20 protein-coding genes and 1 tRNA gene are annotated in these 21,998 nt (G+C 48.3%); 11 read left to right on the forward strand and 10 right to left on the reverse strand.

Annotated features, from left to right (window positions below):
* Window positions 1–77 precede the first annotated feature (77 nt).
* Together ACN0S4_RS07865 and alr are read left to right on the forward strand one after the other, a co-directional pair.
* Window positions 78–1,457: a Na+/H+ antiporter NhaC family protein gene (locus ACN0S4_RS07865; RefSeq protein ID WP_417657133.1), complete on the forward strand. Its 1,380-nt coding sequence runs from the start codon at window positions 78–80 to the stop codon at window positions 1,455–1,457.
* Between the two features lie 8 nt (window positions 1,458–1,465).
* Entirely contained in the window at window positions 1,466–2,575 is a 1,110-nt protein-coding gene (gene alr / locus ACN0S4_RS07870; protein ID WP_417657134.1) for an alanine racemase, read from the forward strand.
* Here the strand turns inward: alr and ACN0S4_RS07875 are convergent.
* The 3 genes from ACN0S4_RS07875 to ACN0S4_RS07885 are packed head-to-tail and all read right to left on the reverse strand — an operon-like array spanning window position 2,572 to window position 5,646.
* Window positions 2,572–3,081, reverse strand: a complete 510-nt coding sequence (locus tag ACN0S4_RS07875; RefSeq protein WP_417657135.1) for a TIGR00645 family protein — start codon at window positions 3,079–3,081, stop codon at window positions 2,572–2,574. The genes alr and ACN0S4_RS07875 overlap by 4 nt on opposite strands.
* A gap of 15 nt (window positions 3,082–3,096) precedes the next feature.
* On the reverse strand, window positions 3,097–3,522 hold the full coding sequence (locus tag ACN0S4_RS07880; RefSeq protein ID WP_417657136.1) for a YqaA family protein: 426 nt from the start codon (window positions 3,520–3,522) through the stop codon (window positions 3,097–3,099).
* A 9-nt stretch (window positions 3,523–3,531) separates the two neighbouring features.
* Complete coding sequence (locus ACN0S4_RS07885; RefSeq protein WP_417657137.1) at window positions 3,532–5,646, reverse strand: S9 family peptidase; 2,115 nt, start codon at window positions 5,644–5,646, stop codon at window positions 3,532–3,534.
* Window positions 5,647–5,983: 337 nt separating this feature from the next.
* Here ACN0S4_RS07885 and ACN0S4_RS07890 point away from each other — a divergent pair, with 337 nt between their 5' ends.
* The 5 genes from ACN0S4_RS07890 (at window position 5,984) to ACN0S4_RS07910 (ending at window position 11,185) form a co-directional block, all read left to right on the forward strand.
* The gene (locus tag ACN0S4_RS07890) at window positions 5,984–7,063 is read left to right on the forward strand and encodes a GGDEF domain-containing protein (RefSeq protein ID WP_417657138.1); all 1,080 of its coding nucleotides are present in this window, start codon (window positions 5,984–5,986) and stop codon (window positions 7,061–7,063) included.
* A gap of 11 nt (window positions 7,064–7,074) precedes the next feature.
* Window positions 7,075–8,436 carry an amidohydrolase family protein gene (locus ACN0S4_RS07895; RefSeq protein WP_417657139.1) on the forward strand — a complete coding sequence of 454 codons (1,362 nt, stop codon included), beginning with the start codon at window positions 7,075–7,077 and terminating at the stop codon, window positions 8,434–8,436.
* 157 nt (window positions 8,437–8,593) lie between these two features.
* On the forward strand, window positions 8,594–10,051 hold the full coding sequence (locus ACN0S4_RS07900; RefSeq protein WP_417657140.1) for a cytochrome ubiquinol oxidase subunit I: 1,458 nt from the start codon (window positions 8,594–8,596) through the stop codon (window positions 10,049–10,051).
* The gene (gene cydB, locus ACN0S4_RS07905) at window positions 10,051–11,052 is read left to right on the forward strand and encodes a cytochrome d ubiquinol oxidase subunit II (protein ID WP_417657141.1); all 1,002 of its coding nucleotides are present in this window, start codon (window positions 10,051–10,053) and stop codon (window positions 11,050–11,052) included. Before ACN0S4_RS07900 ends, cydB begins: the two co-directional genes overlap by 1 nt.
* Window positions 11,045–11,185 (forward strand): hypothetical protein, encoded by a 141-nt coding sequence (locus ACN0S4_RS07910; RefSeq protein ID WP_417657142.1) that lies wholly within the window; start codon window positions 11,045–11,047, stop codon window positions 11,183–11,185. Before cydB ends, ACN0S4_RS07910 begins: the two co-directional genes overlap by 8 nt.
* Window positions 11,186–11,189: 4 nt before the next feature.
* On the opposite strand, the gene ACN0S4_RS07915 is transcribed toward ACN0S4_RS07910, so the two are convergent.
* The 3 genes from ACN0S4_RS07915 to ACN0S4_RS07925 all read right to left on the reverse strand — a co-directional run bounded on the left by ACN0S4_RS07915 (window position 11,190) and on the right by ACN0S4_RS07925 (window position 13,670).
* On the reverse strand, window positions 11,190–12,791 hold the full coding sequence (locus ACN0S4_RS07915; protein ID WP_417657143.1) for a leucyl aminopeptidase family protein: 1,602 nt from the start codon (window positions 12,789–12,791) through the stop codon (window positions 11,190–11,192).
* 64 nt (window positions 12,792–12,855) lie between these two features.
* Window positions 12,856–13,458 carry a UDP-2,3-diacylglucosamine diphosphatase gene (locus ACN0S4_RS07920; RefSeq protein WP_417657144.1) on the reverse strand — a complete coding sequence of 201 codons (603 nt, stop codon included), beginning with the start codon at window positions 13,456–13,458 and terminating at the stop codon, window positions 12,856–12,858.
* 2 nt (window positions 13,459–13,460) lie between these two features.
* Window positions 13,461–13,670, reverse strand: a complete 210-nt coding sequence (locus tag ACN0S4_RS07925; protein WP_417657145.1) for a hypothetical protein — start codon at window positions 13,668–13,670, stop codon at window positions 13,461–13,463.
* Window positions 13,671–13,833: 163 nt separating this feature from the next.
* Between ACN0S4_RS07925 and ACN0S4_RS07930 the strand changes: the two genes are divergently transcribed.
* Window positions 13,834–13,910, forward strand: a tRNA-Arg gene (locus tag ACN0S4_RS07930).
* 56 nt (window positions 13,911–13,966) lie between these two features.
* On the opposite strand, the gene ACN0S4_RS07935 is transcribed toward ACN0S4_RS07930, so the two are convergent.
* The 4 genes from ACN0S4_RS07935 to ACN0S4_RS07950 all read right to left on the reverse strand — a co-directional run bounded on the left by ACN0S4_RS07935 (window position 13,967) and on the right by ACN0S4_RS07950 (window position 18,378).
* A complete protein-coding gene (locus tag ACN0S4_RS07935) occupies window positions 13,967–14,197 on the reverse strand; it encodes a hypothetical protein (protein ID WP_417657146.1) in 231 nt (76 codons plus the stop codon).
* A 227-nt stretch (window positions 14,198–14,424) separates the two neighbouring features.
* Window positions 14,425–16,608 (reverse strand): S41 family peptidase, encoded by a 2,184-nt coding sequence (locus ACN0S4_RS07940; RefSeq protein ID WP_417657147.1) that lies wholly within the window; start codon window positions 16,606–16,608, stop codon window positions 14,425–14,427.
* A 103-nt stretch (window positions 16,609–16,711) separates the two neighbouring features.
* The gene (locus tag ACN0S4_RS07945; protein ID WP_417657148.1) at window positions 16,712–17,611 is read right to left on the reverse strand and encodes a nucleotidyl transferase AbiEii/AbiGii toxin family protein; all 900 of its coding nucleotides are present in this window, start codon (window positions 17,609–17,611) and stop codon (window positions 16,712–16,714) included.
* The gene (locus ACN0S4_RS07950) at window positions 17,608–18,378 is read right to left on the reverse strand and encodes a type IV toxin-antitoxin system AbiEi family antitoxin domain-containing protein (protein ID WP_417657149.1); all 771 of its coding nucleotides are present in this window, start codon (window positions 18,376–18,378) and stop codon (window positions 17,608–17,610) included. The genes ACN0S4_RS07945 and ACN0S4_RS07950 overlap by 4 nt, the downstream gene beginning before the upstream one ends.
* A gap of 624 nt (window positions 18,379–19,002) precedes the next feature.
* Here ACN0S4_RS07950 and ACN0S4_RS07955 point away from each other — a divergent pair.
* The 3 genes from ACN0S4_RS07955 to ACN0S4_RS07965 are packed head-to-tail and all read left to right on the forward strand — an operon-like array spanning window position 19,003 to window position 21,990.
* Window positions 19,003–20,190, forward strand: a complete 1,188-nt coding sequence (locus ACN0S4_RS07955; protein WP_417657150.1) for a hypothetical protein — start codon at window positions 19,003–19,005, stop codon at window positions 20,188–20,190.
* Window positions 20,191–20,223: 33 nt separating this feature from the next.
* Window positions 20,224–21,306 carry a hypothetical protein gene (locus tag ACN0S4_RS07960; protein ID WP_417657151.1) on the forward strand — a complete coding sequence of 361 codons (1,083 nt, stop codon included), beginning with the start codon at window positions 20,224–20,226 and terminating at the stop codon, window positions 21,304–21,306.
* 24 nt (window positions 21,307–21,330) lie between these two features.
* Window positions 21,331–21,990, forward strand: coding sequence for a hypothetical protein (locus tag ACN0S4_RS07965; RefSeq protein ID WP_417657152.1), 660 nt, complete (start codon window positions 21,331–21,333; stop codon window positions 21,988–21,990).
* Window positions 21,991–21,998: the final 8 nt, after the last annotated feature.

A 21,998-nucleotide genomic window follows, 5' to 3' on the forward strand; every position in this document is an offset into this window, starting at 1 on the left:
GTATTTCCATCCCCCTCGTTTTCTTGGCACACTATCGCTATTGAGTGAATCAGCAACTTATCTGTGAAGGAATGAACATGACGTGGCTATCGATACTACCGCCTCTGGTGGCGATTATTGTCGTGTTTTGGCGCAAGGAAGTGATTGTCGCGCTCTTACTCGCGGTCTTTACCTCTGAGTTGTTGCTGACCCTGCAGGCGCCCGAGCTCTCGCTTGGTTATGCCTTTATTGCCACACTAGAACGAATTGTCAGCGTGTTTGAATCACCGGGAAATACTCGGATTTTGGTGTTTAGCTTGTTAGTCGGCGCGCTGCTTGCCTATATTCGCGAGTCGGGTGGCGTTGCCGCTATGGTTGAAGGCTTGCTGAAACGCGGCATGGGTAAAACCAAGCGCAGTGCCAGCTTATTGACCGTTTTCACCGGCATTTTTATCTTCATTGAATCGAATTTAAGCGTGTTGACCGCAGGTATTTTATCGCGTGGCTTGTTTGAAAAATTAGGCATGAGCCGCGCTCGTTTGGCGTACTTAATTGATAGTACCAGTGCTCCTATTTGTATCTTGATTCTGCTCAATGGCTGGGGCGCCTATGTATTAGGGATGCTTGAGCAGCAGGAATTACCAGGTTCATCAGTGGTGACGCTCTGGAGCACTATTCCCTTTAACTTCTATGCGCTGGTGACTTTAGTGCTGGTGTTCTACACCGCTATTTCGACCCGAGTTCATGGTCCAATGCGACGCCTCGAAGCCCAACCACAGCCGACGCAAGACATACCAGACCATGTGCCCAGTAATAGCAAAGCGCGCTACATGGTAGTGCCTTTGGTCGTGATGGTGGGCGGCATGATTGCCTTTATGATTGGCACGGGGGGCGGCGATATTACTCAAGGCGATGGTTCCAAAGCGGTGCTGTACGCCACTGCCCTTGCCTGCTTGGTAGCCTACTTGATGCTATTGCTAAGCAAACGCGAAACGCATCAGAACCTAGTTAGTATGGGCTTCAAAGGCATGGGCGAACTACTGCCACTTGTGACCATAGTGCTATTGTCATTGGCACTAGGCAGCAGCCTACGTGAGCTCGGAACAGGTATTTTCTTAGCTGGTTTAGTCGGCGATTACCTGCCACTGGTGCTCATTGCTCCCATGCTGTTTGTTGCTGGAGCTTTGATCTCATTTACCACCGGCACCTCATGGGGCACCTTCGCTATTTTGATTCCGATTGCAGCACCACTCATTATCGCTCTTGATTTGCCTGCACCTCTGCTATTAGCTGCCGTTTTAGGGGGTGGTGTATTCGGCGACCACTGTTCACCGATTTCTGACACTACGGCAGTTTCGTCATTAGCATCAGGCTGCGACTTACTCGAACACGTTCAGACGCAATTGCCATACGCACTCGTCGGCGGCGGCATAACCATCGTGCTCTACGTGGTCGCCAGCTTCGTGATGATTGGGTAGGTCAGAGTATGGGGAACGGGATTCATTTTCGGGCAACGCGGGCAGAGATCGATCGTGATGCATTAGCGCACAACGCTCAACTCATCCGCGAGAACGCCGCTGAAGCCAAAGTGCTTGGTGTGATCAAAGCCGATGGGTATGGGCATGGTGTTATTAGCACCGCCAATGCTATTGCGGCCCATGTGGATGCCTTTGCTGTCGCTTTTATTGATGAAGCATTGCAGTTGCGTGAAGCTGGTTTTAGTTTGCCGATTGTTCTGCTGGAGGGCTGTTTGTCTGAGGCAGAGTTACCGATTTGCGCGCATCACAACCTGCAACCAGTGGTACATGAGCCTTCCCAGCTAGATGCCATACTGACGTCACGATTGGTGCGCCCACTTGCCGTGTGGCTGAAAGTCGACACAGGCATGCATCGGCTTGGCTGGCATCCGCAAGAAGTGGCTCGGGTGTATCGTGAGCTAGAGGCTTGCCCAAATGTTGGCGCTATTACACTGATGTCTCACTACGCGAACTCTGGCGATAGTGAACATCCACTTACCCAACAACAGAATGACCTATTCAGTGCGGTGTGCGCAGAAACGGCGATGACGGAATCGCTCAGTATCGCGAATTCAGCCGCCCTCTTAAGTTCATCAAAAGACTTCAGCACGCTCGATGGGCACTGGGTTCGAACCGGATTAACCTTGTATGGCGTCGCACCACGAACGCCAGACCGCAACATCACAATACCGCTGCGGCCAGTCATGCGCTTGGTCGCCCCTGTTATCGCACTGCGCGAAATCTCGGCGGGCGAAACCGTCGGTTACGGCAGTCGTTGGCAAGCCAAACGTAAGAGTTTGATTGCGACCGTCGCTATCGGTTATGCCGATGGCTATCCACGGCATTGCCCAGACGGCACTCCGGTGTATTTAAATGGTGTGGAAGTCCCGCTGGTAGGCACAGTATCCATGGATATGATTACGATTGATGTGACTGACCTTGAAGCTGTTCAGGTTGGTGATGAAGTCGAATTGTGGGGACCTAATCTGCCAGTCGACCGCATTGCTGAGGCCGCTGGCACTATTAGTTATGAATTGCTCTGTCGGGTGTCGTCGCGAGTACCGCGAGTCGAAATTTAGTCACCGCTGGTGTCTGACTTATCTCGCGTGAGTTTATCTAAGTAACCCATCGCAAATGCTGAACCGACAAAGGTCAGGTGCATAATGACGTACCATTTAATCTTGTCGTCGGCCAAGTTCTCAGCATTCATAAACACTTTCAGCAAATGAATCGACGAGATTGCCACGATAGAAGCGGCGACCTTGTTCTTCAAACCGCCCGAGTCAATTTTACCCAGCCACGCCAGCTTCTCAGTACCGCCATGGATATTAAGTGTCGACACAAAGTTCTCGTAACCACTGAGCATCACCATCACCAACAAGCCACCGACCAAGGCGATGTCGATGAGCGTCAGAACCATAAGAATTAAATCGACTTCAGGCGTGCTCAGAATAACCGGAAACGCATGCACGAGTTCTTGAAAAAACTTAATCGCCAGCAGCAACACCGCTAAACTCAGCCCCAAATAGATGGGTGCGAGCAGCCAGCGTAGGCTGTACATCAGATTCTCAAAAAAGCGTTCCATGGTGCTCCTCTTTCGTTACTGCGGCCAGAATAGTTGCATGATACCAAGCAACACGGCATACCGACCAGCTTTACTAATGAATACTAATATGAGGAACTGCCAGAAGCTCAAGCGCAACATGCCCGCAATAAACGTCAATGGGTCGCCCAAGAAGGGTGTCCAAGCGAGTAGTAACGACCATTTACCATAGCGCTCGAACCACCAATGGCCTTTTTCTAGGGTTTTGGGTTTGAAGGGAAACCAGCGGCGGTCTTGGAACTGGAGTAAGTACCGCCCCAATACATAATTGATCACGGAGCCAAGCGTGTTGCCTGCTGACGCAACTGCCCATAACCACCACAGGTTGTAGCCCTGCTGCTGAGCTGCTACTACTAAGATTTCTGACTGCACGGGCAGTATGGTTGCTGCCAGCAATGCAGTCAGAAAAATGCTCAGATACATAGCGAGAACTTATTCGCCGTCAGCTGATTTCAAATAACGCTTAAACCAAGCTACCGTGTAATCGACCTTGGCATTGATGCGCGACGGCCGCGCCGTAACACCATGGTAAGCATCGGGAATGCGCACCATCACCGTTGGAACTTGACGAATTTTTAGCGCTTGATAGAACTGCTCGGTTTCAGCAATAGGTGTGCGTCGATCTTTCTCACCTGTGAACATCAGGACTGGGGTTTTCACATTGCCAACTCGCGACAGTGGTGAGCGCGCCCAGTAGTGGTCCGGATCTTCCCATGGCAACGCTGGGAACTGATTGGTGATTTGACCAATGGAGCTATCAGCTGTCAGGGTTTTGCTCACCCAGTTGATGACTGGGTTTGTTGCTGCAGCGGCATTAAACCGATCTGTGGTACCAACGGCAAACGCGGTTGCGATACCGCCTGCTGAACCGCCTGCAATAAACAGATTATTCGGGTCGGCGACGCCTTTCTCAATCAACACATCAAGGCCTGACAGATGGTCGGCTAAGTCGTTGTCCGACGAATAAAAGCCATCCAATAACATCGCGAAGTCTTTCCCGTAGGAGGTGCTACCGCGATAGTTGTTGTAGAAAACAACAAAACCTTCCGCCGCATAACGCTGATGCTCGGCACTAAAGAACGGACCATAAGCCAAGTGCGGGCCACCATGAATTTCGACCATGGTTGGGTAAGCTTTGCTCGGATCATAGTTTGGTGGAGTGAGATACCAGCCATGAATTTCGGTGCCGTCAAAGCTGGAGTCATAGGTAAACTCGTTCAGCTGCGCCAGCTCACGATACCCCAGTACGTCTTCGTTCAACGCGGTCAGAACTCGTGTGCGCTTAGCTTCTGAGCGCTGCTTTAAATCATACACAGCAACGTCAGCCGGTCGAGTGGCGCTGCCATAGGTAAAGGCAATCACGTCTGAGTCCGCAGCGGCAGAGAACATGCCGAACAGATAAGGACGACTCACACTGGTGCCACCGATTTTATCGGTTAAGTCGGTGCGACGATCGTTCAAGGTCACTTGCGCTAGTTTGTACTGACCGCGGTCGGCGTATTGAACTGCTAGTGTTTTGTTGTCGAGCCATTGCGGGCTTTCCATTGAACGGTCAAAGTCGGCTTGCAACGATTGAATGTCGCCATTACTCAGATTCATGACCTGCAACTTTGCATTGTGATAAGGCTCTGGTGCACTAGAGCGGCTCAAGAAAGCCAGATTTTTGCCGTCAGGCGATAGGCTGGCAGAATATTCACCGCCGGGTTGATCGGTGAGCTGCGTCAGCTCGAGTGACTGCGTATGCACCTGCCACAAGTCTTGCTCGCCAGTTTGATATTCCCAATTTTCGGCGCGCGTTGCGCCGAAAATGATGTGTTGGTTGTCGCGCCAGGTGAGTGGCCCACCGTGGTCAAATGCGCCAGCCGTCAGCTGTCGTGCACTACCACCGTCGCTGGGAACCACAAACACTTGCCGATACGCCGACGGCACCACGCCTTGGCCATCACGCTGATAAAAGGTGCGTTCAACCACAATCGGTGCCGGCGCCCATTTCGCGTCTTTCGGTTTGCTCGCTGACTTCACTGACTTGGCAAAGTCTGTTTTCGGAGCTGGCTCGTTCATCATAAAGGCGATGTGCGTGCCGTTCGGCGACCAACTTAAGTTACCCGGACTTTGCTGAACACTGGTCACCGCAGTGAGCTTTTGCTGCTCTAGCCAATACACATGAATTTGATTCTTGCCTGCACGATTCGAGGTGAAAGCTAAACGGGTGCCATCTGGCGACCAAGTTGGATTGCCATATTGATACTGGTCTGCAAACAACGGCGTATGGGCTCCGCTTTCCACATCAATCAACCACAGCGCATTGCGCGTGCCGTCGGTCATGATGTCATAGCGCGACCTTACATAGACCACATGCTTACCATCGGGGCTGACTTGCACATTGTTCGCCCACTCCAAGGCAAATACATCCTCAGCACTAAAGGTTTGCTTAGTATCGGGGATAGTTGCGGTGTCTGTGGTCGCGCTCAGCGTATCAGCCGAAGCGCTCGGGGCCGTCAGCCCGAGCGTCAGCAACGCGGCACCAATCAATGTGTAGTTCTGCATGGAGTATCCTCTGCTAGTTTGCGATGTTGTTCGTCAAGTGAACAGTGAATAGTGAACAGGGAATGGCAAACCGCTCGGCAGCATGTTTTTCTTTGTCTGTTCACTATTCACTGTTCACTATTTACCGTCTTTCCCCAGATTAACAGTGCTTGGGTGGTGTGCAATAGATTTCCGACCAAGCCCTATGAGACAACGACAAATGGTTTGTTTATTTTGTGTAAGTTCCGTATGCTTCGATCAGTTTTGTGCCAATAACGGGTGAAGCAGGCGTCTGATGTTGCATCTTCCGACTCTGATAATCGTCAGTATAGTGATGAACATACTGCTCGGATTTTTGATGTTGGTAATCTATCGATTACGCCAGCAGCAGCGCTGCTTTGTCTACTGGTCAGTGGCTTGTTTTGTGTTCGCGGGAGCTGCGGTTACGGCGAGTTTGCGAGCCTTCATTGATGCACCGCTACTCACCGTCTATTTCGCTGATTTACTGATTATATTGGCGCCGTTAATTGCGGTTGCCGGCCTTCGCGAATACCTCCATTACACACGTAGTTTCCTTTATTTACGAGCGCTTTGGGTCTGTTGTGCTATTTTGCTTGCTCCTCTGCATGGAGAACCATTACTGGCTCAGTTGGTGACCTCCATAGTGCTGGCCGGATCGTTCGGTTACGCAACCTTGTTACTGGTCAAAGTGCCAACCCGTTCTGTGCTACCGAAACTGGTTTTAGCGCTACTTTTCGGGGCGCATGCTCTGATCATGATCATACAATCAAGTTTACTTTTCACCTCAGTGCGAGAAGGACCTTTACCCAGCTTTGCGCCTTTGCTCGAGTGGATATTGGTCAATCACTTGTTGCTCACCACAGCAACCGCAATGGTGTTTCCGCTGTTGGTGTTTGTTAGTAGTGAGAATCGGCTAACTCAACTCGCCAATTACGATGACCTCACCAAATTGTTTAATCGACGTGCTTTCTATCAACAGGCAGAGGATCATTTCTCGCTGAGCGAAGTCGAAGAGAACGATTTTAGTGCTTTGATGCTGGATCTCGACCATTTCAAAGCCATCAATGACCAATACGGGCATGCCGCAGGAGATGCTTGCTTACGCTGGGTTGCGCGCCAGATTCGGTCTCAACTCAGAGAGCAAGACGTAGCGGCACGCGTGGGTGGCGAGGAGTTCTCGATTGCGCTTCCAGGAACAGATGAGAGAGCCGCCATAGCGATTGCCGATAGACTGCTCGAAGCTATTGGTGGTGAGCCGTTTGAGTATCAGGGAAGACCCATTCAGTTGACCGTTAGTATTGGGGTCATTCATCGCAAATCCCGACATGAAGCCTTGCAAGCACTCCTTATCGACGCCGATACTGCGCTCTATACCGCAAAAAAACAGGGGCGCAACCAAGTCGTGCTCGCCTCTTAACGGAGGTTTCCATGCGTTCATTTCATTCTTCCTACGTCGCTATCGCGGCGACTATTCTTACTTTGGTTGGCTGCACCGCTGAAAACAGCACTGCACCTGCCGTTGCTGCCGATACCGTGGTTCGTAACGTCAACATTGTAGATGTTTCTGGAAATTCGTCGAAAATTGACGAAGATCGGGTTATTTTCATCGAAAATGACCGCATCTCCGCAATCTTACCCGCTGATACTGAAACGCCTATGGGTGCCACCGTGATTGATGGTGCTGGCGGATACGTGGTTGCAGGCTTTGCGGAAATGCATGGACATGTGCCGCCTGCCAGTAGCTTTGGACAATTACCAGAGCGCTACCTTGAAGATGTCCTGTTTTTATACGTTGCCAACGGTGTCACTACGGTACGCGGCATGTTGGGTTATCCCCATCAACTTGATTTAAAAGCATCAATTTCCGCCGGTGAAATGGTCGGCCCAACCCTATATTTAGCCGGTCCGAGTTTTAATGGTAATTCTATTGAGTCACCAGAAACGGCCACCCAACGCGTGATTGACCAACGTGAAGAAGGTTGGGATTTGCTCAAAGTACATCCCGGGCTGACGCTAGCTGAATACCAAGCCATGGCGCGTACTGCACGTGAATCAGATATGGAATTCGGCGGGCATGTACCCAGCGACGTTGGTCTAGCGAATGCTTTGACAGAAGGCCAACGCACTATTGATCACTTAGATGGCTACTTGGAAGCTGTGGATGCCGTCAACCGCCCTATTACTAGCGAAGAACTGGAGCAGTTAGTCGAAATGAGCCTTGCTGCTAATGTTGCTGTGGTTCCTACCCAAGCACTTTGGGCAACGCTCATTGGCGCAGGTGATGCCGAGGCATTGTTAGGCTACCCAGAGCTCGCTTACGTGCCACAACAAGTGAGTGACGGCTGGCGTGGCTTCCTTGAGAATCCATCAACCTCATACTTCAATGAATCAACTGCTGCGATTCAACAAGCCAATCGACAGCAGCTATTGAAAGCGCTGTATGACGGCGGCGTGGACATTATTTTTGGCACCGATGCGCCGCAGCTTTTCAGCGTACCTGGATTCTCGATTCACCATGAAATTCGTTTTATGCAAGACGCTGGGATTCCGGCTGACGCTATTATTCGCTCGGCCACCGTTGCCGCTGGTGAGTATTTTGCCGAGCAAGACGCATTTGGCACCATCGCCGCCGGACAACGCGCCGACTTTATGATCGTGAACGGCAATCCGCTCGAAGACATCACTCGGTTGCGGGATACACAGGGCGTCATGGTTCGTGGCCAGTGGCTCTCACGCACAGCAATCGACAAAAGACTCGAAGAGATAAAACAGGTGAATAGTGAACAGTAGAAAGTGAACAGATCTATTCTTGTCTGTTCTCTATAACCTGTTCACCATTCACTATTAGTTAAAGTATCCCGAGCATTAGAAATGGTCTCGGTGGTGGGCTGAACATTTCGTGAGCAGGAGCGTATAGTAAATACACCCATTGCTGTTCGAGGTGTTTATGCTTACGCTCGTTGCAACTAGTGCTATCACTAGCGGTTTTATCCAAGACCCAACTGCTTTGTTGTTGGCACGCTTTCAGTTTGCTTTCACCGTCGCTTTTCACATTATTTTTCCTGCATTTACCATTGGCCTTGCCAGCTACCTTGCGGTGCTCGAGGGGCTCTACCTCAAAACCCGTAACCCGGTTTACCAAAAACTCTTTCGCTACTGGGTGAAGATTTTCGCCGTTGCGTTCGGGATGGGAGTCGTGTCTGGCATTGTGATGAGCTACCAGTTTGGTACCAATTGGTCCGTGTTCTCGGACAAAGCAGGACCGGTAATCGGCCCGCTCATGGGCTATGAAGTTCTGACCGCCTTTTTCCTCGAGGCGGGTTTTCTCGGCGTCATGCTGTTTGGCATGAATAAGGTGGGCGAAAAACTTCACTTCTTTGCGACCTTGATGGTCGCGATTGGCACCGCCATCAGCGCCTTCTGGATTTTATCGGTCAACAGCTGGATGCAAACACCCACTGGCTTTGCCATGAATGACGTCGGCCAATTTATTGTGGTCGATTGGTTTGAAGTTGTCTTCAATCCGTCATTCCCGTATCGATTAGCGCACATGCTGCTCGCCGCTTATCTGACCACCGCATTTGTGGTGGGTGCCGTTGCCGCTTGGCATTTGCTAAAAGACAAAACCAACGCGGGTGCCCGCAAGATGTTCTCGATGGCGATGTGGATGGCGTTGATTGTCGCTCCGTTGCAAGTGTTCGTGGGTGACCTGCATGGCTTGAATACACAGGAATACCAACCTGCCAAAGTCGCCGCTATGGAGGGTCACTTTGAGACCCAGCGTCAGGCGCCATTGTACTTATTCGGCTTGCCTAACGAAGACACCGCCAGTGTTGATTACGCCGTCAAAATCCCGGGGCTTGCGAGCTTCATTCTCAAGCATGACTTTGATGCAGAAGTGACTGGATTGGATGCGTTCCCTCGTGATGAATGGCCACCTGTCGCCATTGTGTTCTGGTCGTTCCGCGTGATGGTTGGGATTGGCATGTTGATGGTGCTGATTGGTGTGTGGTCCGGTATTCAGCGCTGGCGTGGCAAGCTCTATGACTCACCACTGTTACACCGTGCAGCTCTATTCATGGGACCCATGGGTTTCGTGGCTGTAGTTGCCGGCTGGATAGTCACCGAAGTGGGTCGTCAGCCGTGGGTGGTCTATGGATTATTGCGTACTTCTGATGCGGCATCGCCGATTGCACTTGAAGGTATTGCGGGCAGTCTGCTGGCGTTCATTGTGGTCTATTTCCTCGTGTTTGGTGCAGGAACCTTCTACATCATCCGGAAAATGGCAGGTTCACCAGATAACGTGAACATTCCAGATTATGCCAAACGTCAGCATGCGATGGCAGTTGAGAGGATGTTCTACGATGACGATGATCAGTCACCGTCTAAAAGGGAGGACAAGTAATGGATTACGCACTGATTTGGGCCATTCTGATTGCTGTTGCCGTGTTTGCTTACGTGGCATTGGACGGCTTTGACCTTGGCGTTGCGCTGCTCTTCCCGTGGTTTAAGAAGGAGCAAGACCGCGACATTATGATGAATACAGTCGCTCCCGTGTGGGACGGCAATGAGACTTGGCTAGTACTCGGTGGCGGTGGCTTACTGGCAGTATTCCCACTCGCTTACGCCGTGCTGATGCCCGCCTTATATATGCCGGTGATCGCCATGTTGTTGGGGCTGATTTTCCGTGGCGTCGCCTTTGAATATCGGTTCAAGACCAAGCGCGCGAAGCACATTTGGGATCTATCCTTTATTATCGGCTCTTTCGTTGCCGCCGTGAGCCAAGGCATCATGCTGGGCGCCATGCTTCAGGGTATTGAGGTAGAAGGCCGTGCCTACGCCGGTGGTTGGTTTGATTGGCTCACGCCATTCAGCATTTTCTGCGGCCTAGCAGTAGTGGTTGGTTATGCCCTACTGGGTGCTAGTTGGCTCGTGATGAAAACCTCGGGAGACTTGCAGACGCGGAGCTATGCACTAGCGCGCAAAGCCGCCTTGCTGTTGGTTGCTGCCATTGCTTTTGTCAGCCTGTACCTACCCTGGCGCGATGCCACCATTGCCGAGCGTTGGTTTAGCTTTCCAGCCTCAGTATGGTTGTGGGTGTTGCCGGTAGTGCTAGCAGGCGTGACGTTTGGGTTGTTGCGCTCACTGTTCAAACAACAAGAAGGCCGCCCTTATTTGTGGGCTCTGGGACTGTTCTTACTTTCGTTTGCGGGCTTCGCGGTCAGTATTTTCCCTTACTTGGTGCCGTTTGAAATCACCATTTGGGAAGCCGCTGCACCGGACAATAGCTTGAAGTTCTTATTGGTAGGAGCGGTGGTACTGATTCCGATTATTTTTGCCTACACCGGCTACACCTATTGGGTGTTCCGCGGCAAAGTTGACGCTGATAGTGGTTACCATGACTAAGCGTTTTGCTTCAGGTCGTTCTGCTTCAGGTCGTTCCGGCTGGCGCCAGCTTGCGTGGTTTGTTGGCTTATGGGCCGCCGGCGTGATTGTGATCACGCTGGTCGGCCTCGCTATTCGTGCGGTAATTATGTAAGTGGTTAGTCGGCGCTGGTTGCTGCGTCGTACTGCTTCACCCACTCGGTGAGTAAGCGCACACCGTAGCCATTACCACCAGCTGGATGAATACCTTTGGCGCTTTCGCTGTAAGCATTGCCCGCCATGTCGATATGCACCCACGGCGTGTCTTGCGCAAAATGCTGAAGGAAACGTGCACCAGCTTGTGCACCTGGACCACCGGTATTTTTGATGTCTGCTAACCAGCTATCAATAATGCCATCATACGGGCCCAATGGCAGTTGCCACACCAACTCAGCAGTGTCATCACCTGCCGCCTTGATGGCGTTGAGTATGGTTTCATCTGGTGTGAATACCGCAGAATATTCAGTACCTAACGCGCCCACTTTCGAGCCAGTCAAAGTCGCAATGTCTGCAATGGCACGAGCTTTTAATCGATCACGTGCATACCAAATGCCGTCGGCTAAAATCAGTCTACCCTCAGCATCAGTGCTGGTAACCTCAATACGAGTGCCATCGCCGGCAATCAGTACATCACCTGGCAATGTCGCTGAACCAGAAATCAGGTTGTGTGACAATGGCACGACACCCGCTACGTTCACGTCAGCTTTCTGTCCTGCTAGTGCCATCACAGCACCAATAACTGCGGCACCGCCGGCTTTGTCAGTTTGCATACGCAGAATCGAGCCGCCGCTAGTTTTTAAGTTGTAGCCACCGGTGTCGAAGGTGTTGCCTTTACCTACCAGAGCGATCGGCGCTTCATCGTTGCCGGCACCCTGCCACTCAAGAATCAGCATATGTGCTTTGTGTTGGCTACCTTGGCTGACGCCATACAACGAGCCCATGCCCAGTTCTTTCACTTGTTCAGGCGTGAGAATAGTTGCCTTGATGCCATAGGGTTCAGCGGCAGCTTTAGCGAGTTCAGCAATAGCCTTCGGATAGCCGTCGCTGCCCGGTAAATTGATGATGTCACGGGCAACAAATACACCGTGCGCAAGCGGCTGCGTTTGCGCGTAGGCTTGCTCGGTTGCGGTGGTATCAGCTACTTGCCAAGTAATCGCGTAATTTGGGCGCGGCTTAGGCTCTTTCTTATAGCGATCAAACCGGTAGTTGCGTAAGTCCATGCCGTGCGCAATGTGCGCGACTTGCTGCGCGTCTAAGCCATTGGCGTCCAGCATCACCGTAGTGGTTTTGTCATTCAATTTAGCGGCAATAGTTGCGCCCAACTCTTCGGCTTTCGTGGCTTCGAGTTCAGTGCCGGTGCCCATCAACCACAACCGCTTCGCGTCTAGGCCCGCTGGTGCAATCACTTCAACCACTTGGCCAGACTTGCCAGTAAACTCAGCGACATCGGCAACACGACTAACCTGATTCCGCGCATCAGTAGAGAACCGTGATGGCAGTTGCAGGGTTTCCGCTTCTGGTACAAACACTACCATGACATCTGGATTCGCAGGAGCTTGCTCAGCGAAAGTTGTGGTGGTTTGGAGATAATCTTGCCACGTTGATGCCGCTTTAGCAGGTGTGGTGGCGAGCATACTCAGCGTGAGTATCGACGCTGTTAGTAAAGTGGTGATGGTTTTCACGTTAGAACCCTCTTGTGGATAATCAAATACTTGCCCCACAAGATGCCTGATCGACCTAAAATAGACAAGTCGATACGGCGAGCTTTATCGCATGGTTGGGACGTTATGTCGCGTGTTGTTGCTGTTCATGGCCGCGGTTTAGTGTGCGTGCTTCGTTGGTCGCTGTGGTCATAGCCGCATCGGTATAGCGAAGCAGGTGCAACTCGCCGTCCGAGCTTTCCAAAATAGCTGTACAATTCTCCACCCAATCGCCGGTGTTTACGTAAAGTTTGCCGTCAGTGGGCGTAATTTCAGGACGGTGAATGTGCCCACAAATAATGCCATCGAGCTTACGTTTCGTCGCTTCACGCACCGCCGCCGCACGATAATGGCCAATCACCTGTTCGACCTTACCCACTTGGCTTTTCACATATGCCGCCAACGACCAATAGTTATGTCCGAACTTCTTACGCAGCTTGTGCGTCTGGCGGTTAAGAAACATCACCGCATCGTAGAGGTGATCACCAATCAAACTCAGCCATTGGCTATGGCAGGTTTCGGCGTCGAACGCGTCACCGTGCATGACCAATAAGCGTTGATTCTTCGCGGTAGTATGAATGGCTTGCTTCTGGATGCGAATGCTCGCCACATCCGGATGCCGATACTTACGCATCACTTCATCATGATTACCAGGTATGTAGATAACCTCAACGCCCTGCTTCGCCATTTTCAGCAGTTGCTGAACACCTGATGGTGTTCAGCCGGCCAAAACATCTGCTTTTTCATCGCCCAGAAATCGACAATATCACCGACCAAATAAAGCCGCTCGACGTCAATTCGTTTTAGGAGGTGAAGGAGGAACTCGGCCTTACAATCCTTCGAGCCGAGATGAACATCAGAAATAAACAACGTACGCGCATTCAGACGAGCTTGGGGCATGACCTTCTCCCGCTGTGGGTTTCGTCTATGTTTCGCGCCAAGTGTGAAATTGCCTTGACCAGTTGATGAAGTTTTTGCGACAGCGGTGGTGGGCTTTTATGGCTGGACATTACCGCCGATTTTCCCTAGAATTCCCGCCTGCTCATCAGCAGCCCCACAATACGCACCCGTAGCTCAGCTGGATAGAGCGCTGCCCTCCGGAGGCAGAGGTCACAGGTTCGACTCCTGTCGGGTGCGCCATTTAAAGCAAGCCACTCAAAGATAGAAGTCATTATCATATTTTTTATTAGGACCACTTATTTAGGTATGTGCTGCTGAGTGTCTTCCTTTTTTATTAAAAAAGCCCATATTACATAAAGCGTTACGGTAATTTCTATCGCAACAATAGCTAGAAAGGATAAAGGTTCTACATCGAAGCTTATAGTTTCGCCTCCTTTAAGCATGAGTTCACCACTAATGATTCCTAAAAATGCATGCCCCATGAGAACAAGTGAAGCGATTAGTGAAACCCATTTTTTTGAATCCATAATTATTCGATCCTTTCTTGTTCATCGTTTTGAATTATATCGACTCCTCAGCTAACCACGGGGTCACTCATAAAATCTGAAATCTCGTTGAAAATATAGTGTTATTTCATGGGAGAGGTCACAGTTAATAGACCTAAGCCACTTCCTCTCAAGTATCTTATTATTAAATTTCATTATTCTTAATCAGTAAGAATTGATTTAATTAAAAGTTGTTTTGAAATAAGAACTTACTTCCCTTTCATATGTAACCATTCGATAGCGGTGTCAATGACAACATCACGTCCGCTTTGTAAGTCAGCGATCGTTGGTTTTGTAAAAATATCGGGAACAATACCTCTATGCTGAACATCTTGACCCGTATTATCGAGAACTCTCAACCCGGTAAAGAACACATGCATGCCATTAGGTAATGGCACGCTGCTTACATTTCCAATAGCTCCTGCTGTGGTGCTACCAATTACGATTGAATTCGGCAGCTCTCGCCAGGCCAGTGCACTAAATTCAGACTGACTAAGCGTCGCTTCATCAACGAGAATAGCGATACCGCCGAGCGTGATAATAGGCTCGGATGGTTCAATAGTTGGCGTATGGTCGATCAGAACAACGTTACCAGGAGAGTTTGGATGCACCCGTGCTAACTGCGCGAACGGTAGTGGCTTTTCAGTAAGTCGGCTAGCTAAGTAATAGAGAATAAATTCACTGGGATACCCTCGCACGTCGATAATGAGCTTACCCGACTGCTGAGCTTTTTCGAGGGCTTCGTCAACAGCGTCAAAGTCAACACCCACAACTTTGAGGTAGGTTACGTCATCTTCTAAGGTCTGCACAACATCACCCGGCAAGGCATGGTTTGCGTTGGCGATTGTCTCATATTCAGAAACGCTAACGTCAAATTGTTTAGACTGGCGGCCTATTGTCACGACTGTGGGCTCGTTACAGCTTCGAAAGAGCAAGTTGTTTGCCAATCCATAAAAGCGCGCTTGTTCATTACTTGCAGAATATAGTGGTAACCAGCGTTCGAATAAGTCCTCAAAACTCTCGCCGTCGAGCGCTATAATCTTATCGCCAATTTTTATGTCATGTTGCGGTATATCTTTGTAAATGCGGTTAATGACAACATGCCCCTCTAAATAGCGAACAGTAAACGGCAACTGACACGGTCCTTGGCGAAAAATAGATTCGGTCATGTTGGCGTGGCTATCGTTCACTTGACCTAGAAGAGTTTGAAGGGTGATCAAAAAATCAGAACGGTCGCTGCTCTTAACAACCTGTTTGGTCAAATCTTGTAATGTCGCATACCAACTTTCATTCGACTCATAGGGAAACCAGTACTCAAAAACATTCCATAAGCGAGCTAAAGCGAGCAGTCTCAACTCGTGCTCTAAATAGTTCACTTGAAAATATCCTTCACCAGTAAAAGAAGCCATTTCTAATTCATTTGAAATCGCATATCTACTTTCTGTGAAGGAATGCCTGTTTGACGCTAGATCACTTAGAAGATTAATGACTTTGGGACTAAAAACATCGTCGTTGAGATACCATTGAGAGCTTAGCGATGCGATTAAGTTTTGTTGTATTGCATCCACCTTAACTTCTTCTGTAGCTGGTACACCGATTTTATCTAGCAGAGGTATCAATACGTTATCGAGTTCAGTGCCTGTCACAATCTCGTGCGTTGCTTTGATAAACTCTAGGTCCCAATCTTGCTCTCCTTGTGCAACGCCTGGATGAAAATATTTCAAAAACCCCCAAACTTGAATAAATGCGCTGAGGTCTCGAATCGTCTCATCTTCTAGGCTGCCCCAGTCAATATCAATGGCTACAATATGATCTCTGGCGTTATCGGCCGGCTTCGTCGCTGTTTGATCTGCATCAGCAAATGAGGTCAGTAACTCACCATCAACCCATAGCTCCAAATCGTTAACCCAGGCTTCACCAGGCCCTCCTAATACGGCACCAATTACCAATGACTCAGTTTGCGGGTTTACTTTTTGTGAAATACGAACGCTCTGCCAGTCAGTGTCGCTGGCCCCTGTAATAAATGGTTGGCTGTTACTAAACTCTATCGCCTTCTCGTCTTTATCCTGTCTAAGCAGAATATTTGCACCAGCCCAGGGACCTGTTGCTTTTGCTCTAAGAACGGCACGTAACTCGATGACCTGAGCACCAGGTATGAGAGGGACTCTTCGAATAATAAAACTACCGGAACTCGTACTAATATCACGGCGGTCAAACTTTACGCTAGGTCGTCCGTTATAGAGCACTTCTGTATCGAGAAAAATCGCACCATCAGGTGATGCTGTCCATTCCACCAGCTTGCCTTCGGTATCAGCTTTAAAGTCTAAAAGCTTGTCTTGCGCATTTGCGCAGACGCTTAAAGCAAACAGCAAGATCAGGAGGCAATTTTTCATTATTCTGAGTCTCTCAATATTAATAACTAATTATATTACGCGAAGAAAAGGGTGATGTTAGTGTAATCCCCCCGAAAAACCGGAGCAGTCATAAGTAGAATTCTCAACTCGCCAACAAAGCCGAAAGCTTTTCCAACTGCAGTTGATAAACCTCAGGGTTTTCGTTTTTAAACTTCGCCAAATTCATCAACTTCCATTTTACCGATGGAAATTGATGATAATCATAAACAGACCAGTCCGGTTCTAATTGATTGAAACTAAGCAGAAATTGTTTATCTGTCTCGTTCAAACTCCGACGTATGGCATCCATCAGCTTGTTTCGTGTTGCTTCAAAATCAGCATAACTAAATACAATATTACTCATGCCTTCAAACTGGTTTTCAAAAGCTTTCCTTTGGTCAAGTAAGTTCGGGGCAAGCATTTCATGTGTTGGTCGATTGCTATTAATCAGTGCGAATATGAAGCCCCGTTTGATTTCATCAGTAAACCCTATGTTTTCCAACAATAACTTTGTGTCGAAAAGGTCTCGCGGATGCTGTCTATCCAACGCGGCACAAATTTTCCCACCGTAAAGCTGACCCAATGGCACCACCGGCATCGCACAGAACACGTTGTATTGCTCTTGTGCTGCTGAACAAAGTGGCAGCTTTTTTGCAGGGCCAAGTAAGCCGCGTCCAACCATATTCACTTCAACTTTTATCTGAACGCCTTGCTCACTCATTTGAAGCTTACACACATTTGGCTTGTGCTGAGCCCTCATCGTTACTCGCAACTTATCGACACGATCTTTTATTCGCAGTAGCGCAGCATTGATTGCTGCGAGTGCTTCCGCGCGCACTTCTAACCCAACATAAGTCAAATCAATATCTACAGAAAGCCTTGGCATGTCCTGCAAGAATAAATTGATCGCGGTACCGCCATGCATCGCAAAGCAATCCTCTTTCGCGATTTCCGGCAAAACATCGAGTAGCAGCTTTACCTGTTTTCTGTAAGCTTCATTCATTCCATTGACTCCAGTTCCTTTGGTACAGTGATTTGATATTTCGGAATGTAAACACCGCTCGCTACTATCGCACGCTTACCCAAGCCTAGGTTTATTCTGTTTAAATCAAGGTATTTCATCCAGTCGTGACTTGCTTTCTCGGCCAGATATAAAAATAAACGTTTAACTTTTATTGAGTTGCAGGCTTCTAATAACTTTTGCACGGATGCGGGCCGCAGATTATTAAGGCCCTCCATGAGCTCATAAGCTTCCAATAAGGATTGTGATTTAGGTGCAAGATACAGACACTCCATGATGGCTCGCGCTGGCTCTGATACTTTAACCGTGAACTGTTTATGCGGTATTTCGGTTAAACCGATTTCCGCCGGCAGAAAGCTAGAAAGAGTGCACTTGACGTTAACGCTCCAGTCTTGTTTTTTAAACCACAGAGGCACATGCTCGCCATGAGTGCCAAATAGCTGCACATGCTTTGGGGAGAGCTCTAAATAATGCGCCTTCCCTTGCAATCCTAGGGCAGTTTTTCCGCCAGGATGTAGCGATAAGCCGAGCTGGGCTTGCATCGCATACACCCCACCGAGGTAATCCACGCGGTCGCCATAGCGTATTAAAGCACCCGCTCCGATGCTCTCAAACCACTGGCTTTTTTTATAGCGTTGCTGCAAGTCCAGGCTGTAGCCATTTTCAACAAGCCAAGATGAACAGAGCACGACGCCCAGTGGTTGAAAGCTCAGCAACCGGTTTAATTTTGATGATATATCCGAACTCATAGTACTAACCTGTTGATGATTTCAAACTACAGATTAGTTTATATTTTCAATTATGTCAGTACTAATGGTACTAATTTTTCTAAACTTTCAAACCCAAAAGTCTATCGAGGAGTTAAGGAAATTGTCACCCTACTAAAAATCAGGCCTTACCAATCTCTCATTTTTCGATGAAAGCACATTCCAGATATCAGCTTAAAAACACTTAATCTGTAATCGAAAAATAAATTCTATGAATAATCTTTTACGGAGCACTAAAAGTAAAACGATGACATTGATAATATTCTAGTTCTTATCAGTCTCACAAAAATACGTTATCTCACAGTCCACCCCATCACACGTTCTAGCTCCTCTAACCGCATCTACATTTAATTGAGAGCAATATTTCGATGCATAATTCGCTATTGACGATTCTCGGTCACTATCAAGCTCATAACTAAAACGAATTAGTGTATCGCTTGCTGTAAGTACCTGAATATCAGAATCCAAAAGGTCTTGAGAAGAAGAACAACTTGCCAAAGAGGTCAGCAATAACAAATACACTAAGAGATCTATAATTTTAAAGTTGTCCATCAATAATCCTTAGTCTATGCTGAACATTGTTTACATGGACTTTACAAACTCGTTATGGAAATAACAACAATAATCCGATTCATATTGGGCCTTGCAGTAATATTTAATGTCTCAGTATCGAACGCTGCTGCGGTGCAACCTATTGTAACTTGGGCCGGAGTTGGATTTTCAGGTGACTGGGCAAGCCGAATGGAAACATACCCAATAACCAGTGGTTTTTTTTGTGGCGATACCACCTGTAATGATGATAATTCAATTGAGGTTTGGGCTCGCGAACACATATTAAGATCAGAAAAGCTTCCGAATTACAGCTTTGACTTGCGTGCAGGTTTTGTAGATGAGGATTCCGTTGACCAGATTGGAATTGCTATTGCGATAGCAAATGAGTCGGTGGCTATTGAGGAGTTGAGCATTGATGGAAAACCCTCCTATTTGACCAACTATGTCATTTCCGGAAGTTCACTCTTTTTTGACATAGCAAGTAGTAAACTAATTTTCTCTGTCCCCCTGATAACTCGCTATACGACTGTCTACCAAAGTCTCCCCGATACAGATACACAGCGTAACGTTTTTAAGAATTTGCTCCAGAACAAAACATTGGGCATAAACTTCTTCGACCAAATGTCCCTTCGTCTAAGTGAAGTAGATTTCCAAGCTAAACCTACGGCCTACTTACAGATCACAAATGCTAGCTTCAGTGGCGATTCAAAAGCGAAGTTATCCTCAGATATCAATTTAGCTGGCACAGAGCGCTATCTAGCGACTTACTTTGAGAATGTTTTCGTCAAAGAAACGGGTTACGCGCTCATACCTAACTCGGTTGGACATGCTATCGGTAATAAGATTGCGACGCGGATTCCCAGTGGGGATCTCACTATAGAACTTCCAGAGCCCGGCTATACGATGGAATTTAGCGTGGCAAAGCTTCTGTTTCAGCGTAAACCAGGTAGGGGAACAGACTCTTTTTGTTGGGGGGCGCGAATAGAATGGCGACTCTACGAACTCGTTTTTGGTGAAGAAATGATTGGAACTTCCGATTTGAAAAACGTCAATTGTGCCGTGATAGGCCACGACTCTGTGCTTTCGCATGACTCCGAATATATAAAGCTCATCATGGGTATCCTTGAGCAATATGCAAAGCAATTTAAAAAACAAGAAGCAGACTGGATTAATCGTCATGCCGAAGATCCCAGACAAACAAGGGCTGCGCTGAGCAAGTTAAATGATATTTTCGCTCAATAAAGAGCCTCAAGATGACAACAATAGGTAGTCAGTATGAAACGACACATTTTACTTTTAACTATTCTTTGCGCAGTGTTCAGCTGCCAAATTGCATTCGCTAAAGAAGTGCGTGGAATAGGTACCGTCAAATACAGTTGGTTTAACGATGAGGTAAAACAAGAGGCGATTGAGAAAGCTAAAGAGGACGCTTGGAAAAACTACACAGCGTCCTTTACAGCTGCGCAAATGAGTATGTACCAATCTCAACTCAAAAGTCAGTTTGAAGCCGAACTTCCCGAGTTAATATCAAATATTCGAGTTGAAGCTGAGAAAAATGACAAAGACCAAGACCTCTATAATGTAGCAATCCGAGCAGAAATCAACGATGCACTTGTTGCGGAAATATTCCGCAGCAATTCAGCTGCAGCAAATCAAGATTATCGTCAATCAGCCGATTTTGGTTCGCTCTTCCTCGCCAAAGTAGTGGTCTCTCAAAAAAGTTTCGATGACCGTCGCACTGAAATTGAAAGCACCAAAAATAACTCGAATATTGAGGAAGATTTTGCCAGTGATGACACCTCCTCGGTTGATAACGTCTCAACGAGTGATATGACAGTCCGCGAGACAGGCGGAAGTACCGTAAGCCGCAGAGCACAGTCAGAGTATGAAATTAACGAGGATTACAACGGCTCATTAGCTGACATCGCATTCGAAAAACTAGAGGATGCCGGTTACTTTCCACTCGAGTATGTCGAGTTAACCGATTGTGATGCTCCATTTATAGAGGACGTATATGGGGAGTTTCGTAGCAACGCTGACATGAGTTCCCGTATGGAGAAGTCGATTCGGGATGCAGCAATCGATTGCGGCTGGTCATATATCGGAATAGGTTCAGTAACACTCAGTGGGCATCGAACTGACTCAGCTACTGGTCTTCGAGTCGTGGATGCAAACGTTTCGTACACAGTTTGGAGTATAGAGGATGGTCGAGCTCGTCGTGCGGCCTCAGTTCGAAATAAAACTCATACCGCAATGCATCAAAGCGAACTAGCAGCCGAGCAAGAGGCTGTTATAAAAGCTGCTGAATTTGCTTTGGATAATGTCATCGCAAAACTACAACAAAGAAATGTTCGTTAAATATAGCCAAAGAAGGATTTTACTATGTCAATCAAACTATTAAAGGTCATTGGTTTCACTGCTCTCGCTTTCTCAACTGCCACACTAACGCTACCAACAAGCGCTCAAAGCTTTGGTTTTGGTAAGAAAAGTGAAAGTTCTGTTGATTGGGGAGATATGTCAACACAGTCAGATGCTGCGCTTATTAACCTATATCAAGGCCAGGCAACCCTCTCAGCGGCTGTTGCTGATCTAGCAGATATTCTTGAACTACAGGAAGAAGCGGCTGGTCTGCGCGCTTCAGCGAAAGCTGTCAGCGAATGTGGTGCCAGCTCATGTTCAGATTTTTCTGAAGTGACCGAACAGGACGCTAAAGTTCAAAAGCTAGTCGTTTCGGAACTTGAGAATAAGGCAGACTCTTTATCTGATAGTCAAAAAGTGAAAGCAGGTGAAGCTCTGGAGAAATATGTAACTGGAGGGATTCAATATGCCAAAGGCTTACAAGATGCTCAACGATTAGCAGAAGTTGCAGGTGACGCCCCAATGCTCCAAAAACCTAAATTTCTTGGATTGTTGAAGGCTGTTCCTACGGCGGCTAAGGGCGCCAGTAACATCATTCAAACTGCTCCAACTCTGTTCACCATCGCAACTTCAGCGGATATCAAAGAGCCTGAAGGGAAAGATGAAATGATGAGCATGCTATAGGAGAGCAT

This window comes from Pseudidiomarina aestuarii (assembly GCF_048263735.1).
GTDB lineage: Bacteria > Pseudomonadota > Gammaproteobacteria > Enterobacterales > Alteromonadaceae > Pseudidiomarina > Pseudidiomarina aestuarii_B.